The sequence below is a fragment of the Citrobacter sp. S39 genome (assembly GCF_009495675.1).
Lineage (GTDB): Bacteria > Pseudomonadota > Gammaproteobacteria > Enterobacterales > Enterobacteriaceae > Citrobacter > Citrobacter freundii.
Window position 1 is genome coordinate 2,335,319 of record NZ_CP045555.1, and the last position, 18,309, is coordinate 2,353,627.

Here is an 18,309-nt window from a genome sequence, read left to right on the forward strand (position 1 = left end):
GAGTAAAAGAACGCGCGTACTAGCGGGTTTTCAGTGCGCGCGTTTTTTTCTGGGGAGTGACTGCCATCACTTCACTCTCCACCCAGCCGTCTTCGAGTCGGGTCGTTATTTGTTGACCCTTTTTCACCTGTTTTACTTTCTTCAGCACCTCTCCATTCTGTGCGGTGGAGACGCTATAGCCGCGCGCTAATGTTGCCAGCGGGCTGACGGCTTCCAGATGGGTGACCGCGTTGCCGAAACGCTCGCGCTGCTCGCTTAGCCGCGCGCGGATATTTTCCGCCAGTCGATATTCCAGTTGCTGCACCCGTGACTGCGCGCGATGAATGCGCGGCTGTGGGTTCTGCTGGTTCAGCCGCTGCAGCATGCGCTGCTGACGCTGATTGGCCTGTTTAATTTTATTCTCAAGTGCGAAGTTCATTCTCTGACGCAGTCGTTCCAGCACGGTCTGCTGGCGGGCCAGACGCAGCTGCGGATGCTGCTGTTGCAAGCGGTGATTAAGCTGGGTAAATCGGCGAGTTCGGTTGGCGAGATAGTAATCCATCGCCATTTCCAGACGTTGCTGACCATGCTGAATTTGACGCAGCAGTTCAAGCTGATTGCGGCTGACAATTTCTGCGGCCGCCGACGGCGTTGGCGCGCGCAGGTCGCCGACAAAATCGGCAATGGTCACATCGGTTTCATGGCCGACGGCACTCACCACCGGAATTCTGCTCGCAAATATCGCCCGTGCTACGCGCTCGTCGTTAAAGCTCCACAAATCTTCCAGCGAGCCGCCGCCGCGCCCGACGATTAATACGTCACACTCGCCACGGGCGTTTGCCAGCTCAATTGCGCGAACGATCTGCCCCGGTGCATCGTCGCCCTGGACAGCGGTTGGATAGATAATAACGGGCAGGGAAGGGTCGCGGCGTTTCAATACATGGAGAATATCGTGTAGCGCTGCCCCGGTTTTCGAGGTGATCACCCCGACGCAGTGGGCCGGTGAGGGCAGCGGTTTTTTGTGCTGCTGGTCGAACAGCCCTTCAGCCTGCAGTTTGGCCTTCAGTTGCTCATACTTCTGTTGCAACAGACCTTCACCCGCAGGCTGCATACTCTCAACAATTATCTGGTAGTCCCCACGCGGTTCGTACAATGTAATGTTGGCGCGGACCAGTACCTGTTGTCCGTGCTGTGGACGGAACGTTACCCGGCGGTTGCTGTTGCGGAACATCGCGCAGCGAACCTGAGCGGTGTCATCTTTGAGCGTGAAATACCAGTGACCCGAAGACGGCTGAGTGAAATTGGAGATTTCACCGCTGATCCACACTTGCCCCATTTCCTGCTCAAGCAGCAGACGAACCGTCTGATTCAGGCGGCTTACGGTAAAAATTGAGGTGGTCTGAGAGGATAACATGTGAGCGGGATCAAATTCTAAATCAGCAGGTTATTCAGTCGAAAGTAACATGCTCACAGAGGAGCGCAAGGTTTTTTTGCAAAAAAGTGTGGATGCAATCGGTTACGCTCTGTATAATGCCGCGGCAATATTTAATAACCTCCCAGGTGAGATATTGCCCATGCTACGTATCGCAAAAGAAGCCCTGACGTTTGACGACGTCCTCCTCGTTCCCGCTCATTCTACCGTTCTGCCGAATACTGCTGACCTCAGCACCCAGTTGACGAAAACCATTCGCCTGAACATTCCTATGCTCTCCGCAGCAATGGACACCGTGACGGAAGCGCGCCTGGCAATTGCCCTGGCCCAGGAAGGCGGCATCGGTTTTATCCACAAAAACATGTCCATCGAGCGCCAGGCTGAAGAAGTTCGCCGCGTGAAAAAACACGAATCTGGCGTGGTAACTGACCCACAGACCGTACTGCCAACCACTACTCTGCGCGAAGTGAAAGAACTGACCGAGCGTAACGGCTTTGCAGGCTACCCGGTGGTGACTGAAGATAACGAACTGGTCGGTATCATCACCGGCCGTGACGTGCGTTTTGTGACTGACCTGAACCAGCCGGTTAGCGTATATATGACGCCAAAAGAGCGTCTGGTGACCGTTCGTGAAGGCGAAGCGCGCGATGTCGTTTTTGCCAAAATGCACGAAAAACGCGTTGAGAAAGCGCTGGTTGTTGATGACAGCTTCCATCTGCTCGGTATGATCACCGTTAAAGATTTCCAGAAAGCTGAACGTAAACCTAACGCCTGTAAAGACGAGCATGGTCGTCTGCGCGTTGGTGCAGCTGTAGGCGCAGGTGCTGGTAACGAAGAGCGTGTTGACGCGCTGGTTGCCGCGGGCGTTGACGTACTGCTGATTGACTCCTCTCACGGCCACTCTGAAGGCGTACTGCAGCGTATTCGTGAAACTCGCGCTAAATATCCTGATCTGCAGATTATCGGCGGTAACGTTGCTACGGGCGCAGGTGCTCGCGCTTTGGCTGAAGCTGGCTGCAGCGCTGTTAAAGTGGGTATCGGCCCTGGCTCCATCTGTACTACCCGTATCGTGACCGGCGTCGGTGTTCCGCAGATCACCGCCGTTTCTGATGCCGTTGAAGCGCTGGAAGGCACCGGTATTCCGGTTATCGCCGATGGCGGTATTCGTTTCTCCGGCGACATCGCTAAAGCGATTGCCGCTGGTGCTGCCGCAGTGATGGTTGGTTCCATGCTGGCGGGTACTGAAGAATCCCCGGGCGAAATCGAACTGTACCAGGGCCGTTCTTACAAATCTTACCGCGGTATGGGTTCTCTGGGCGCGATGTCCAAAGGGTCTTCTGACCGTTACTTCCAGAGCGATAACGCCGCTGACAAACTGGTCCCGGAAGGTATCGAAGGCCGCGTAGCCTATAAAGGCCGCTTGAAAGAGATCATTCACCAGCAGATGGGCGGCCTGCGCTCCTGTATGGGGCTGACCGGCTGTGGTACTATCGACGCGCTGCGAACGAAAGCAGAGTTTGTACGCATCAGCGGTGCGGGTATTCAGGAAAGTCACGTTCACGATGTGACCATCACCAAAGAGTCCCCTAACTACCGCATGGGCTCCTGATAAGTTTCCGCGCCCGGCTATATGCCGGGCGAATTTGTTTCACTTGCCTCGGAATTAGCGTCAATGACAGACAATATTCATAAACATCGCATTCTCATCCTCGATTTCGGCTCGCAGTACACTCAGTTGGTTGCACGTCGCGTACGTGAACTGGGCGTCTACTGTGAACTGTGGGCATGGGATGTTACGGAAGCACAAATTCGCGAATTCAACCCAAGCGGCATTATCCTTTCCGGTGGCCCGGAAAGTACCACCGAAGAAAACAGCCCGCGTGCGCCGGAATACGTTTTCAATGCGGGCGTGCCGGTGTTCGGCGTGTGCTACGGCATGCAGACCATGGCAATGCAGCTCGGTGGTCATGTTGAAGGTTCTAACGAACGTGAATTCGGCTATGCGCAGGTTGAAGTGCAGACCGACAGCGCGCTTGTCCGCGGTATTGAAGACTCCCTGACCGCAGACGGCAAACCGTTGCTGGATGTGTGGATGAGCCACGGCGACAAAGTGACTGCCATTCCGGAAGGTTTCGTGACTGTTGCCAGCACCGACAGCTGCCCGTTTGCTATCATGGCGCACGAAGAAAAACGCTTCTACGGCGTGCAGTTCCACCCGGAAGTTACCCACACCCGTCAGGGCATGCGCATGCTGGAGCGTTTTGTGCGCGATATCTGCCAGTGTGAAGCGCTGTGGACGCCGGCAAAAATTATCGATGACGCCGTTGCCCGCATTCGTGAGCAGGTTGGCAATGACAAAGTTATCCTCGGTCTGTCCGGTGGCGTTGACTCCTCTGTGACTGCGATGCTGCTGCACCGTGCAATCGGAAAAAACCTGACCTGCGTGTTCGTCGACAACGGTCTGCTGCGCCTGAACGAAGCCCAGCAGGTAATGGATATGTTTGGTGACCATTTCGGCCTGAACATCGTTCACGTTGAAGGCGAACAGCGTTTCCTCGACGCGCTGAAAGGCGAGAACGATCCTGAAGCGAAACGTAAGATCATCGGCCGCGTATTCGTTGAAGTGTTCGACGAAGAAGCGCTGAAGCTGGAAGACGTTAAGTGGCTGGCACAGGGAACTATCTATCCGGACGTGATCGAATCCGCGGCATCTGCCACCGGTAAAGCGCACGTTATCAAATCTCACCACAACGTGGGCGGTTTGCCGAAAGAGATGAAGATGGGTCTGGTTGAGCCGCTGCGTGAGCTGTTCAAAGACGAAGTGCGTAAGATTGGTCTGGAGCTGGGCCTGCCGTACGACATGCTGTACCGTCACCCGTTCCCGGGACCGGGGCTGGGTGTACGTGTGCTTGGCGAAGTGAAGAAAGAGTACTGCGACCTGCTGCGTCGCGCGGATGCTATCTTCATTGAAGAACTGCACAAAGCTGACCTGTACAACAAAGTCAGCCAGGCGTTCACCGTGTTCCTGCCGGTACGTTCCGTTGGCGTCATGGGCGATGGCCGTAAGTACGACTGGGTTGTTTCCCTGCGTGCAGTAGAAACCATCGACTTTATGACCGCGCACTGGGCACACCTGCCGTATGATTTCTTAGGCCGTGTCTCTAACCGCATCATTAACGAAGTGAACGGCATTTCCCGCGTCGTTTATGATATCAGCGGTAAGCCACCGGCTACCATTGAGTGGGAATAATAGCCCTTTCTGTTAGCGGTTTCTGAACCGGTAATATGTAAAAAAACCCTCTTTTTATAGAGGGTTTTTTATTGCGCTCATACTGAAGCGCTGTGAATTAATCAACCAATTGTAGCTGGGGTTGAGATTGGGGGGCTACGTTCTCAACGCGAATATCCATCTGCGGATACGGCAGGGAGATATGGTTGGCGTCCAGGGCTTCTTTAATGTTTTCCAGCAGATCGTAATAGGTATTCCAGTATTCGATGTTGGGCACCCATACGCGGACGTAAAAATTCAATGCTGAAGGGCCCAGTTCGCCCAGACGAACGGTTACCCCACGTTGCTTATCGATGCGGGTATCTTGCTCGATAATATGGTTAATCACGCGCTTAACGTCGGCTATCCGGCTCTGATAGCCGACGCCAATCACCAGATCGATTCGGCGGAAAGGGTGGCGGGAATAGTTAATGATATTGTCAGCGATGATCTTACCGTTTGGAATGACCACTTCTTTGCTGTCGGCGGTGAGCAAGGTAGTGGAGAAAATATGCACCTTTTCCACCGTTCCGGTAACTGCCCCAATTTGTACCACTTCTCCGGCGCGGAATGGACGCAGGGAGACCAATAATACGCCAGCGGCAAAGTTGGAAAGCGATCCTTGTAGCGCGAGTCCAATGGCCAACCCGGCGGCACCAATGACGGCAATAATGGAGGATGTTTCGATACCGACGCGACCCAATGCGGCAACAACGGCAAAGGCTAGGGTAATGTAACGTACCAGCGCGGTGAAGAACTGGATAATGGTTCGGTCAACTTTACGTTTTAACAGTAATTTTTCCAGACCACTGGAGATCAGGCGAGAGACAAATTTACCGACAAACAGTAAAATTACGGCGGCAACGATATTCCAGCCGAATTGAATAACCGCATCGCTGTGTCCAGCGATCCATTCAAGACCGCTGCTTATTTTCGGAAATAATGAAAAACCACTCATGGTATTACCCTGTAGAATTTAAAATGGTAATGATTCAAATAAGCATTTAATTTCATACATAATATTAATGCTTTCACCTGTGATATTTTCTGGTGATATTAATTGACGTCTATTTGAACACAGTGTGTCTTTTTATACCCAGTAAATCGGAACGTAAAAATGAGCGCGAATGGTGCAGTGAAGTGGGATTAAAAGATTGTGAATTTGTGCGAAAAACACGGTCTATTATCCGATAACTCCGTGCGTGTGGTGGGTAAGGCTGCGTATTGTTTCATCACTCAAATCCCTTACCGGATGGTTAAATGTCAGGCGATTAGCCATCCGGTAAGGAATCTTAATGCTGAGATATTACAGGCGCGAGCGATCAGCGCACGTCGGTTTGAGCAGGAGATGCCTGTTGCGGCTGGGTGATCTGCTGAGAGTCTTTTTTGTTCTGGTGGTGGTGCCACGCACCTATAGCGGAGTAGACGAAGCGTCCGAAGAAGAAGAGAAAGCTGATAAGCAGTACGATCCGGATCATGCGACTATTAAATCGGTGTCGTTTGCGTAGGCTGGTAACCTGGCTCACAAAAGGTTCCTTGTAGTGTACCCAACTGAGGGCGATACTCACATTAAGGCATACTGTGAGGCAATGGTCAATTTTTCGTTATGTAAAATTGCTTCAGTTGTTTTATCCTCATATGTTATGAAAATTAATATTATTATTTGCATTAATAATGAATTAACGATAAGAAACGATGAAAATAGTAATAATTGATTAATGAGGGGCTTTTTTTTTGATATATATCAAACGTCACCCTTTACTGATAACTAAAATCGATGAGACATAGTAATGTATTTAACTTCATCGTTTTAGAGTCAGGTGGGATGCCTGTCTGAATACCCCCTGCAGGATGTGCGGGATTCTACTGAGCATCTATGAAACTCAATAAAAATTATATTTGTATGAGAGATAGATGGTGGGCGTTACCTCTCATCATACCATCTTTGCTGTTGCCTATATTGAGCACTGCCAATACCTATGCCCATATTAGTACTGGGACCGTAATTCTTTTCTACATGCCTTTGGCGTTGATGATTAGCCTGATGCTATTTTTTGGCTGGGCGGCATTGCCGGGAATTATCATTTCCATTATCTGCTACAAATATCCGCAGGTTGGGTTATTTGAAACGCTCTCAATAATTTCGCACTTTATTGTAACGATAGTGCTGAGTTGGGGAGGGTATAAAGTATTTGCACCCCGGCGGAACAACGTATCTCACGGTAACTCCCACCTGATGTTTCAGCGCATGTTTTGGCAGGTCTTCTGCCCGGCGACGCTGTTTCTGATCCTCTTCCAGTTTGCCGCATTTGTGGGCGTTTATGAGAGTAAATCCGGCATGGTGGGGGTTATGCCCTTTAATACTGGCACGTTGATCAACTATCAGGCTATGCTGGTCGGGAATCTGATTGGGGTTCCTTTGTGCTACTTTATTATTCGCACGATCCGCAACCCTTTGCATGTCAGAGGCTATTTTTCTCAATTAAAGCAGCAGTTTGATACCAAAGTTACCAAAACTGAGTTTGCGGTCTGGCTGATTATATTGGCTGTACTTATGGCATTGCTGTGTATGCCGTTAAATGAACAAAGCTCAATATTCAGCACAAATTATACTCTGTCGTTGTTGCTACCTGTCATGCTCTGGGGAGCAATGCGTTACGGTTACAGATTTATTTCGCTGATATGGTCTGTCGTACTTATTACCGCAATTCATTATTACCAGCGCTATATGCCCTGGTATTCTGGCTACGATACCCAGCTTGCCATTACCTCATCGAGTTATCTTGTTTTCTCCTTCATCGTGAACTTCATTGCCGTACTGGCAACGCGCCAACGCTTTGTTACCCGGCGCAACCATCGTCTGGCATTCTTTGATCCGATGGTGCATCTGCCAAATTTGCGCGCATTGAACCGGGATTTGAAAAAAACGCCATGGTCAGTGCTCTGCTTTTTGCGTGTTCCGGGCATGGAGCTACTGGTAAAAAATTACGGCATTATGCTGCGTATCCAGTACAAGCAAAAACTCTCACAGTGGATAACGCCACTGTTGGCACAGGATGAGCATGTCTATCAGTTATCGGGTAATGACTTAGTTTTGCGTTTTAACACTGAGTCGTATCAGGAGCGCATTGAAGCCCTGGACAGGCATATCAAGCAGTTCCGTTTTATTTGGGATGGCATGCTTTTACAGCCGCAGGTGGGGATCAGTTTTTGCTGTGTCCGTTCTCCTGTTAACCATATCTATCTGTTACTGGGAGAGTTAAGCACCATTGCCGAGCTTTCTCTGGCGACCAATTCACCAGAGAACTTGCAGCGCCGAGGCGTCATGCACTTGCAACGTGACCTGAAAGATAAGGTTGCGATGATGAATCGTCTACAGCTGGCGCTGGAGCACAATCGTTTTTTCCTGATGGCGCAGCCGATTTTTGGCGTACGCGGCGACGTTTATCATGAAATCCTGCTGCGCCTTGAGGGAGATGACGGTGAAACCATCCCGCCTGATTGCTTCTTGCCGATCGCGCATGAGTTTGGCTTGTCGTCCAGCATCGATATGTGGGTGATTGAAAATACGCTGAAGTTTATGGCACAGAATCGGGAAAAAATGCCCGCCCGTCGGTTTGCCATTAACTTGTCACCCACGTCGATATGTCGCGCCCGACTTCCGCATGACATCAACCAGCTACTGGTTAAGTACAAGGTTGAAGCGTGGCAGTTGATTTTTGAAGTCACGGAAAGCAACGCCTTAACCAATGCGGAACAGGCACAGGCAACGTTACTGCAGCTGCAATCACTGGGCTGTCAGATTGCGATTGATGATTTTGGTACGGGTTACGCCAGCTATGCGCGGCTGAAGAATGTGAGTGCCGATATCCTGAAAATTGATGGCAGCTTTATTCGCAGTATCGTTTCGAATAGCCTCGACTACCAAATCGTGGCCTCTATTTGCCATCTGGCTCGGATGAAAAGAATGCTGGTGGTTGCGGAGTACGTCGAAAGTGAAGAAATACGCAGTGCGGTAATTTCGCTGGGGATTGACTACATGCAGGGGTACTTGATTGGTAAACCACAGCCATTGCATGAAACGCTGGAAGAACAGGCGCCAGACGCGCTGGCACCTGTTCTGAGTTTATGCGGCGATATCGGGTGAGGTTTCTTCTTCAATTTTGAGACGCCAGCCGGTTACGCCCTCCCAGTATTGCTGCTCTTTTTCCAGATCGAGCAGCACCAGCGCATTTTGGCTAAACCAGTCATGCGGGAAACGTAAGGTCCAGTGGTTGTCGTCGGTTATCAGAGTCAGGGTTGGCGGCGTGGTGGTCGCCTGACGCTGATTATTCAGCAGCACGCCCAGGCGTAACAGTTGAATTAACGGCAGAAACTGTTTTTTCTTGAACAGTGTAAAGCGGGGCAAGTCATCCAGTTTCACCGCTTTGCGATGATAACGAACTAATGTTGCCATCATCAGTTGTTGTTCCTGATTAAACCCCGGTAAATCGCTGTTTTGTAAGATATAAGCAGAGTGGCGATGTAAGCCGCTGTGGTTGATGTTCAGCCCAACCTCATGCAGCATCGCTGCCCAGCGCAGTAATGCTTCCAGTTGAGGATTGGCCAGTTTGGGCTGTTGCGTATGCCACTGGTCGTACATTTGCATCGTTGTTTCCAGCACGCGCCGGGCCTGTTCACTGTCAATGTTGTACTGGTTCGCCAGACTACTGGCAGTACGACTACGAACGTCCTGGTGGCGAAAACGTCCTTCCATCTCGTACAGTACGCCTTCGCGTAGCGCGCCATCAGAAAGGCGAAGTTCGCGGATAGCCAGCGCGTCAAAAACGCCGCACAGAATCGCGAGCCCAGGAACAAATACCGCTTTTCGCTCCTCTGACAGCCCCGGCAGGCTGAGCGCATCAAATGACGCATGCTTCAGCACTTCAGATGTCAGTTTGTCCAGGCGTTCGGGGGTGATAAAACCGTCTTTTTCACCCATCTCCAGCAGCACTTCGTGTGCCGCTTTAATCGTGCCTGACGCGCCCATTGCGACGTTCCAGCCCTGAATGCGAAACTGCCACGTTAAAGTTTCAAGCTTTTGCGCTGCCGCCATGCGGGCACGCTGGAAGTTTTCCCGGCTGATAACACCGCCCGGGAAATACATCTGGGCAAAACTGACGCAGCCCATACGGCGGCTTTCGACCAGCTTGGGTTCGAAATCTTCGCCGATCACCAGTTCTGTTGAGCCACCGCCGATATCGATAACCAGCTTGCGGCCTTTTTCCGGCTGAGTATGCTCCACGCCCATAAAAATCAGTCGGGCTTCTTCGTTACCGGAGATAATCTCAATCGGGTAGGGGATGACTTTTTCCGCTCGCTTGAGAAAATCGGTCGCATTCAGCGCCTGACGCAAAGTATGGGTTCCCACGATGCATACGCTTGACGGGGGAAAGCCCTGCAGGCGTTCGGCGAACAGCGACAGGCAGCTTAATCCGCGTTCCATTGCCTCTTCGCTCAGCTTGTTATCTTCGCCGAGACCATCCGCCAGATGAACGCGCTGTTTCAGCCGCCCGATAATCTGCATTGCGCCATCAACCACGCGGGCAATGACCATATGGAAACTGTTTGAACCAAGGTCGACCGCAGCAAATTCCTGCGGTCGTGGAGTCTTGTCGTGTATTGGCATATCTTTAGTCAGGTTGCTCGAGTGATTTGATGTAGTCGTAAATCGCCAATTGTGACTGAACCTTACGGCGGTTTCCGCGCGGTACGTAGCGATTACTGAGTTCTTTATCGATGAAGCGGGCCTTCACCGTGTCGCTGAACAGGATATCGATAATATCCAGCACGCGCTGCTTAAGGCGCGGGTCAAGAAGCGGTGTAGCAACTTCGATACGATAATCGATGTTTCTTGTCATCCAGTCTGCGGAGGAGAGATACACCTGCTTGTCGCCCCCGTTCTCGAAGATGTAGACCCGGTCATGTTCAAGATAGCGATCAACGATGCTGATAACACGAATATTGTCGCTAATGCCTTCCAGGTTTGGAATCAGTGAGCACATTCCGCGAATCAACAAATTAACCGGTACGCCTGAGCTTGAGGCCGCATAGAGACGATCAACCAGGCCTTTATCGACCAGGTTGTTCAGTTTTAGCGTGATACCGGAAGGCTGGCCTTGCTGCGCATTGGCGATCTCTTTGTCGATCATCGCGTACAGCAGACGGCGTGAGTTCTGCGGAGAAACCAGCAGATAATCGAACGTCACCGGACGATACGGGTTTTCGATGAAGTTGAACACCCGACGCACTTCGTTGGTGATGCGTGAATCAGCGGTCAGCAACGAGTAGTCGGTGTACAGCCGCGCCGTTTTTTCGTTGAAGTTGCCCGTCCCGATATGCGCATAGCGCACGACTTCATCACCTTCTTTACGCGAGATAAGGAACAGTTTGGCGTGAATTTTCAGACCCGGCGCGGAGAAGATGACGTGAACGCCCGCTTCGGTCAGACGCTTGGCCCAATGAATGTTGGCTTCTTCATCAAAGCGCGCCTGCAATTCCACTACCACGGTGACTTTTTTACTGTTATGCGCGGCATGGATCATCGCGTCGATGATGCGCGAGTCTTTTGCCACACGGTAGATGTTGATCTTTATCGCCAGCACGCTCGGGTCGAAAGACGCCTGGCGCAACAGTTCAAGAACGTGCTCAAAGGTGTGATACGGGTAATATAGCAGCACATCGCGCTCGCGGATTGCATCAAATCCGTTACGGAATTTCTCATTGTCGAACCAGATGTGGCGCAGACGCGGCAGCGGTTTATTCACCAGGTTGGCTTTGCCAACGTTGGGGAAGTTAATAAAGTCTTTGAAGTTATGGTAACGCCCGCCGGGAACAATTGAGTCGTAGCGAGAAATCGTCAGTTTTTCACGTAGCACCTCGACCAACGCATTGGGCATGTCGCGCTGATAGACAAAGCGTACAGGCTCTGCGGTCAGACGCTGTTTCAGGCTGGAGGACATCAGCTCCATCAGGCTCGATTCCATCTCGTGCACCAAATCGTATTCGGCGTCACGGGTCATTTTCATCGAATAGGCGTTAAGTGCGTCGTAATCAAAGAACCCTTTGAAAATATCGTCCAGGCAGTAGCGTAAGATGTTGTCCAGCAGGATCATCGGTTTGCGACGCCGCGGGGTTTCCGGCGGCAAATTCACAAAACGGGGAACCTTGTCGGAAGGGATTTCCAGCAGCGCGTAGCGGATTGTATCGCCGCGGATAATCTCTACCGCCAGATAGGTGTAGTCATCTTTCAAAAACTGGACTAAATCCGTCTCGCGGTTAATCAGGATCGGCGTGATGTGCTGGCGAAGATATTGCTTGAAGTAATGACGCAACCAGCTCTGCTGATTGGCCGATAGCTGACGTTCGTTGATTAAGAAAATCTGATTGCGCGCCATCTCCAGCAGCAACTCGTTGTACAGACCGTCAAATTCCTGATCGGCTTTTAATACGCGGGCCTGGATTTTGCCTAACAGATGGCGGGAGTGAGAGTTTGAACCCTGTTCTTCGCTAATAATGATTCGGCGCTTCAGTTCGGCAAAACGAACCTTATAAAACTCGTCGAGGTTATTGGAATAGATGCCTAAGAAACGCATCCGTTCGATCAACGGGTTTGACTTATCAGCAGCTTCCTGGAGTACGCGTTCGTTGAACGCTAACCAACTGAGTTCTTTCTCGATGTATAGCTTTTCCTGACCCATTACCACTTTTACTCCGTTTCATTCACGGGACACTACCGATTTATTATGGCGAGCATTGCTCTCAGATGTCCAACTGTGCCAGAAAAATATGACAATAAACCGTCTGATAGCAAAGAGAAAGGGGGAGCGTAGATGAATACCGGTGGTATTAACCGGAAAAGGTAGTTATGCCTGTAAGCCGGATGGTGACATGCGGCTTACAGGTTGAATTTTATTATTCGTCGGCGGCGTAGCCTTGCGGCGGCAGACGAACGCCATCCAGCCATGCAGCGTTATCACGCATCTTCAGGCGACCATCAATAAACCAGCTTACCACCAGTGGGTAAATGGTATGTTCCTGAGCCTGAACCCGTGCCGTGACATCATCTTCGCTGTCGCCTTCAAATACCGGAACTTTGGCCTGAAGAATAACCGGTCCGCCGTCCAGTTCATCAGTGACGAAGTGGACTGAGGTACCATGCTCTTCATCGCCGTTTTCCAGTACCTGGCGGTGCGTATGCAGGCCGGGATACTTTGGCAATAAAGACGGGTGGATATTCAGCAATCGTTCAGAATAGTGCGCGACAAACGCCGGGCTGAGAATGCGCATATAACCGGCCAGCACCACGACATCCGGCGCCCAGGCGTCAATTTCTTGTATCAGTTGGCGGTCGAAGGCTTCGCGACTGGCAAACTGGGCGGCTTCCAGCGAGTACGCTGGAATATTCGCTTCGCGTGCGCGTTCAAGGCCGAACGCATCGGCCTTGTTACTGAATACTGCACGTATGGTGCCATTGATTTTTTTCTGTTCGCAGGCGTCTATTATCGCCTGCAAATTGCTTCCGTTACCGGAAATGAGCACCACAATGTTTTTCATTCAATGACCACACGCTGTTCGGAATCAGAAGCTTTGATGATACCGATTTTCCATGCGTTTTCACCTTTCTCATTGAGCAAAGCCAGGGCTTTATCCACTTCCGGAGCTGGCAGGGCGATAACCATACCTACGCCGCAGTTAAAGGTGCGATACATCTCATGCTGGCTGACGTTACCCGCCGTTTGCAGCCAGTTGAAGACGGCTGGCCACTGCCAGGAAGACTCGTCGATCACGACCTGCGTGTTGTCTGGCAGAACGCGTGGAATATTTTCCCAGAAGCCGCCGCCGGTCAGGTGGGCAATGGCGTGCACATCAACCTTCTCGATCAGTTCCAGAATGGATTTTACGTAAATGCGGGTCGGAGCCAGCAAGTGGTCGGCCAGCGACTTGCCTTCAAGCTCGGTGGTTTCCGGGTCACAACCGCTGACTTCAACGATTTTACGCACCAGAGAGTAACCGTTAGAGTGTGGACCGCTGGAGCCGAGCGCAATCAGTACGTCGCCGTCAGCCACTTTAGAACCGTCGATAATCTCTGATTTCTCGACGACGCCAACACAGAAACCTGCCACGTCGTAATCTTCGCCGTGGTACATCCCCGGCATTTCAGCTGTTTCCCCACCGACCAGCGCACAGCCAGACTGCAGGCAGCCTTCGGCAATCCCGTTAATGACGCTGGCTGCGGTGTCCACATCCAGTTTGCCGGTTGCATAGTAGTCGAGGAAGAACAGCGGCTCAGCGCCCTGAACCACGAGGTCGTTGACGCACATTGCGACGAGGTCAATGCCGATAGTGTCGTGGCGTTTCAGATCCATCGCCAGACGCAGTTTTGTACCAACGCCATCAGTGCCGGAAACCAGTACCGGTTCACGATATTTTTGCGGCAATGCGCACAGCGCACCGAAGCCACCCAGACCACCCATAACTTCCGGACGACGCGTTTTCTTTACTACGCCTTTGATTCGATCAACCAGAGCATTACCTGCATCAATATCAACACCGGCATCTTTGTAGCTAAGAGAGGTTTTATCGGTCACTGCCTGCTTCCCCACATGTTTACTTGCAGTAAAAGTTAAATTCGGCGCAATTCTAACAGGGAAAGCAAACGTTTGCGAGCCTGCTCTGCATCAAGTTTTATCTGCTGGTTTTTTCAGCATTTTACAATCATTTATCTATTTGTTTGAACTGCGCCACGAAAATGAAACCGGGTATAGCCTTGTGCTTGAAACCTGCCAGCCGAATGCACAGTATCGTACTGAAACCGGTTTCTGTTTTCTGTTGCGGGCCTCATTTGGAGCGTTTTGCGCAGAGTCATCACGATAGGGGAAGGGGATGTCAGGATTTAAAGCAGATTTCATGTGGGGTGGCGCTGTCGCCGCTCATCAACTGGAAGGTGGCTGGCAGGAGGGCGGTAAAGGAATTAGCGTTGCCGATGTCATGACGGCGGGGGCGCATGGCGTGGCGCGTGAAATTACTGACGGTGTGATTGCCGGTAAAAACTACCCTAACCACGATGCCATCGATTTTTATCATCGCTATAAAGACGACATCAAGCTGTTTGCCGAAATGGGGTTTAAATGTTTTCGCACTTCTATTGCCTGGACGCGGATTTTCCCTTTAGGTGACGAAGCGCAACCCAATGAAGCTGGCCTGCAGTTCTATGATGATCTGTTCGACGAATGTCTGAGATATGGCATTGAACCGGTGATTACGTTGTCGCACTTCGAGATGCCCTACCATCTGGTGACGGAGTACGGCGGCTGGCGCAACCGTAAGCTTATCGACTTTTTTGTCCGTTTTGCCCGGGTGGTTTTCACTCGTTACCAGCACAAAGTGAAGTACTGGATGACGTTTAATGAGATTAACAATCAGGCAAATTATCACGAAGACTTCGCGCCCTTTACTAACTCTGGCCTGAAATATCTGCCTGGTGAAGACCGCGAGCCGGTCATGTACCAGGCGGCGCACTACGAGCTGGTGGCAAGCGCGCTGGCGGTGAAGCTCGCGCGTGAAATTAACCCGGCGCTGCAAATTGGCTGCATGATTGCGATGTGCCCAATTTATCCGCTGACCTGTGCGCCGAACGACATGATGATGGCGATGAATGCTATGCACCGGCGTTACTGGTTTACTGACGTCCATGTGCGCGGCAAATACCCGCAGCATCTTCTCAATTACTTTACCCGTCGTGGCTTTGAACTGGATATCACCGAGGAAGACCGTCAGGCGCTGACCGAGGGCTGCGTTGATTACATCGGCTTTAGCTATTATATGTCTTTCGCGACCCAGGCAACGGCGGACAACCCACAACTGGATTACGACGAGTCGAAAAGCCTGGTTTCTAACCCGTACGTGCAGAAGTCGGACTGGGGCTGGCAGATTGATCCCGTCGGTCTGCGCTATTCGCTGAACTGGTTCTGGGATCATTATCAGTTGCCGCTGTTTATTGTTGAAAACGGCTTTGGGGCGATTGACGTGCAGCAGGCCGATGGCTCGGTGGATGATTCCTATCGTATTGACTATATGGCCGCGCATATCCGCGAAATGAAAAAAGCGGTGGTGGAAGATGGCGTGGATCTGATGGGTTATACCCCGTGGGGCTGTATTGATTTAGTCTCGGCCGGGACGGGGGAGATGAAAAAACGCTACGGCTTTATCTATGTTGATAAAAATAATGACGGGAGTGGGACATTAGCACGCTCGCCGAAGAAATCTTTTTCATGGTATCAAAACGTCATCCAGAGTAATGCTGAAAATCTATAAAATTCATAGCATTGATAACAACCCCCGCACTTATTGTGGGGGTTGTTTTATACTCATCATCCAGACGCAAACGATTTTGGTTGATCCATATCAAGCGTATGCAGTGTTGCGCCAGAGACGAAAAGCGGTATAATCCGGCGATTTTTTTTGTGGTTGCCACTCGTCTGAGGAAAGGAGAAGAGTATGAAGATCGTGGAAGTCAAACACCCACTCGTCAAACACAAGCTGGGACTGATGCGTGAAAACGACATCAGCACTAAACGCTTTCGTGAACTCGCCTCGGAAGTTGGCAGCCTGCTGACTTATGAAGCAACCGCCGGTCTGGAAACCGAAAAGGTGACCATCGAAGGCTGGAACGGCCCGGTTGAAGTTGACCAAATCAAAGGTAAAAAAATCACCGTTGTGCCAATCCTGCGTGCGGGCCTGGGCATGATGGAAGGCGTTCTGGAAAACGTTCCGAGCGCGCGTATCAGCGTGGTCGGTATGTACCGTAATGAAGAGACGCTGGAGCCGGTTCCGTACTTCCAGAAGCTGGTTTCTAACATTGATGAGCGTATGGCGCTGATCGTTGACCCGATGCTGGCAACCGGCGGTTCCGTTATCGCTACCATCGACCTGCTGAAAAAAGCAGGCTGCAGCAGCATTAAAGTCCTGGTGCTGGTTGCAGCGCCGGAAGGTATCGCGGCGCTGGAAAAAGCGCACCCGGATGTTGAGCTGTACACTGCCTCCATCGATCAGGGACTGAACGAGCACGGATACATTATTCCGGGGCTCGGCGATGCCGGCGATAAGATTTTTGGTACCAAGTAAACGAATAAGTGAAAAGAAGCCGACTTTAAGAGTCGGCTTTTTTTTGAATAAAACAACCCAATCGCTAATAACAAACAACACTCAGAGGAAAACACTATGACGCGCCGTGCTATCGGGGTGAGTGAAAGACCGCCGCTTTTACAGACAATCCCGCTTAGTTTACAGCACCTGTTCGCCATGTTTGGCGCAACGGTACTGGTGCCAGTCCTGTTTCATATCAACCCAGCTACCGTTCTGCTGTTTAACGGTATTGGTACTTTACTGTATCTCTTTATTTGTAAAGGTAAAATTCCGGCTTACCTCGGTTCAAGCTTTGCGTTCATTTCCCCAGTTCTGCTGCTGCTGCCGCTAGGGTATGAAGTGGCGCTGGGCGGTTTCATTATGTGTGGCATCCTGTTCTGCCTGGTTTCGTTCATCGTTAAGAAAGCCGGTACTGGCTGGCTGGATGTAATGTTCCCGCCTGCGGCGATGGGCGCAATCGTTGCCGTTATCGGTCTGGAGTTGGCGGGGGTCGCTGCGGGTATGGCGGGATTGCTGCCTGCGGAAGGACAAGCGCCAGACTCAACAACCATCATCATCTCAATGGTGACGCTGGCGGTGACGGTATTTGGTTCCGTGCTGTTCCGTGGCTTTATGGCGATTATCCCGATTTTGATTGGGGTGCTGGCCGGGTACGCGCTCTCCTTCGTGATGGGGGTCGTGGACACCACGCCGATAGCGCAGGCTCACTGGTTTGCTCTGCCGACGTTCTACACACCGCGCTTTGAATGGGTCGCTATTCTGACTATTCTGCCTGCGGCGCTGGTGGTTATTGCTGAACACGTCGGCCACCTGGTGGTAACGGCGAATATCGTGAAAAAAGATTTGATTCGCGATCCTGGCCTGCATCGTTCTATGTTTGCTAACGGCCTGTCGACGGTGATCTCCGGCTTCTTCGGTTCTACGCCGAACACCACGTACGGCGAGAACATCGGCGTCATGGCGATTACCCGCGTTTACAGTACCTGGGTTATTGGCGGTGCGGCGATTTTCGCCATTCTGCTCTCCTGCGTGGGTAAACTGGCTGCGGCGATCCAAATCATTCCGCTGCCGGTCATGGGCGGTGTATCTCTGCTGTTATACGGCGTGATTGGCGCTTCCGGTATTCGCGTGCTGATCGAGTCAAAAGTTGACTACAACAAAGCACAGAACCTGATCCTGACCTCGGTCATTTTGATCATCGGCGTCAGCGGCGCGAAAGTTCACATCGGTGCTGCTGAGCTGAAAGGCATGGCGCTGGCGACCATTGTGGGTGTCTGTCTGAGCCTGATTTTCAAAGTTATCAGCCTGCTGCGTCCAGAAGAAGTGGTGCTCGACGCCAAAGATGCCGACACTGAGCAACAGTAAACCTTTGACCGGGTGGCGATGCTGCCCGGTTCTATCGCGACGCATTTCTGTGTTAAACTCAACGCGATTTTATGAAATC

At 51.4% G+C, this 18,309-nt stretch carries 13 protein-coding genes; 6 read left to right on the top strand and 7 right to left on the bottom strand.

What is annotated here, in order from left to right; genetic code table 11:
* Nucleotides 1-19: 19 nt before the first annotated feature.
* Nucleotides 20-1,393: an exodeoxyribonuclease VII large subunit gene (gene xseA, locus GFB57_RS10995; protein WP_003037753.1), complete on the bottom strand. Its 1,374-nt coding sequence runs from the start codon at nucleotides 1,391-1,393 to the stop codon at nucleotides 20-22.
* Between the two features lie 160 nt (nucleotides 1,394-1,553).
* On the opposite strand from xseA, the gene guaB reads away from it, so the two are divergent.
* Nucleotides 1,554-3,020, top strand: a complete 1,467-nt coding sequence (guaB, locus tag GFB57_RS11000; protein ID WP_003037756.1) for an IMP dehydrogenase — start codon at nucleotides 1,554-1,556, stop codon at nucleotides 3,018-3,020.
* 63 nt (nucleotides 3,021-3,083) lie between these two features.
* The gene (guaA, locus tag GFB57_RS11005) at nucleotides 3,084-4,661 is read left to right on the top strand and encodes a glutamine-hydrolyzing GMP synthase (RefSeq protein WP_003037760.1); all 1,578 of its coding nucleotides are present in this window, start codon (nucleotides 3,084-3,086) and stop codon (nucleotides 4,659-4,661) included.
* Between the two features lie 97 nt (nucleotides 4,662-4,758).
* On the opposite strand, the gene mscS is transcribed toward guaA, so the two are convergent.
* Together mscS and GFB57_RS11015 are read right to left on the bottom strand one after the other, a co-directional pair.
* A complete protein-coding gene (gene mscS, locus GFB57_RS11010; protein ID WP_003037905.1) occupies nucleotides 4,759-5,637 on the bottom strand; it encodes a small-conductance mechanosensitive channel MscS in 879 nt (292 codons plus the stop codon).
* A gap of 364 nt (nucleotides 5,638-6,001) precedes the next feature.
* Nucleotides 6,002-6,205 (bottom strand): YfgG family protein, encoded by a 204-nt coding sequence (locus GFB57_RS11015; protein ID WP_071524479.1) that lies wholly within the window; start codon nucleotides 6,203-6,205, stop codon nucleotides 6,002-6,004.
* 350 nt (nucleotides 6,206-6,555) lie between these two features.
* Here GFB57_RS11015 and GFB57_RS11020 point away from each other — a divergent pair, with 350 nt between their 5' ends.
* Nucleotides 6,556-8,826: a sensor domain-containing phosphodiesterase gene (locus tag GFB57_RS11020; protein WP_008319753.1), complete on the top strand. Its 2,271-nt coding sequence runs from the start codon at nucleotides 6,556-6,558 to the stop codon at nucleotides 8,824-8,826.
* Here GFB57_RS11020 and ppx read toward each other — a convergent pair.
* From ppx to purM, 4 genes are all read right to left on the bottom strand, one after another.
* The gene (gene ppx, locus GFB57_RS11025) at nucleotides 8,806-10,347 is read right to left on the bottom strand and encodes an exopolyphosphatase (RefSeq protein WP_003037914.1); all 1,542 of its coding nucleotides are present in this window, start codon (nucleotides 10,345-10,347) and stop codon (nucleotides 8,806-8,808) included. The genes GFB57_RS11020 and ppx overlap by 21 nt on opposite strands.
* A gap of 4 nt (nucleotides 10,348-10,351) precedes the next feature.
* Nucleotides 10,352-12,418 carry a polyphosphate kinase 1 gene (gene ppk1 / locus GFB57_RS11030; RefSeq protein WP_003037917.1) on the bottom strand — a complete coding sequence of 689 codons (2,067 nt, stop codon included), beginning with the start codon at nucleotides 12,416-12,418 and terminating at the stop codon, nucleotides 10,352-10,354.
* 214 nt (nucleotides 12,419-12,632) lie between these two features.
* The gene (purN, locus tag GFB57_RS11035) at nucleotides 12,633-13,274 is read right to left on the bottom strand and encodes a phosphoribosylglycinamide formyltransferase (RefSeq protein ID WP_003037920.1); all 642 of its coding nucleotides are present in this window, start codon (nucleotides 13,272-13,274) and stop codon (nucleotides 12,633-12,635) included.
* The gene (gene purM, locus GFB57_RS11040) at nucleotides 13,271-14,308 is read right to left on the bottom strand and encodes a phosphoribosylformylglycinamidine cyclo-ligase (protein ID WP_003037922.1); all 1,038 of its coding nucleotides are present in this window, start codon (nucleotides 14,306-14,308) and stop codon (nucleotides 13,271-13,273) included. The genes purN and purM overlap by 4 nt, the downstream gene beginning before the upstream one ends.
* Nucleotides 14,309-14,603: 295 nt before the next feature.
* On the opposite strand from purM, the gene GFB57_RS11045 reads away from it, so the two are divergent.
* The 3 genes from GFB57_RS11045 to uraA all read left to right on the top strand — a co-directional run bounded on the left by GFB57_RS11045 (nucleotide 14,604) and on the right by uraA (nucleotide 18,230).
* On the top strand, nucleotides 14,604-16,034 hold the full coding sequence (locus GFB57_RS11045; RefSeq protein WP_003037925.1) for a 6-phospho-beta-glucosidase: 1,431 nt from the start codon (nucleotides 14,604-14,606) through the stop codon (nucleotides 16,032-16,034).
* A gap of 183 nt (nucleotides 16,035-16,217) precedes the next feature.
* Nucleotides 16,218-16,844 (top strand): uracil phosphoribosyltransferase, encoded by a 627-nt coding sequence (gene upp / locus GFB57_RS11050; RefSeq protein ID WP_003037929.1) that lies wholly within the window; start codon nucleotides 16,218-16,220, stop codon nucleotides 16,842-16,844.
* Nucleotides 16,845-16,940: 96 nt separating this feature from the next.
* Nucleotides 16,941-18,230, top strand: a complete 1,290-nt coding sequence (gene uraA, locus GFB57_RS11055; protein WP_003037932.1) for a uracil permease — start codon at nucleotides 16,941-16,943, stop codon at nucleotides 18,228-18,230.
* Nucleotides 18,231-18,309 lie beyond the last annotated feature (79 nt).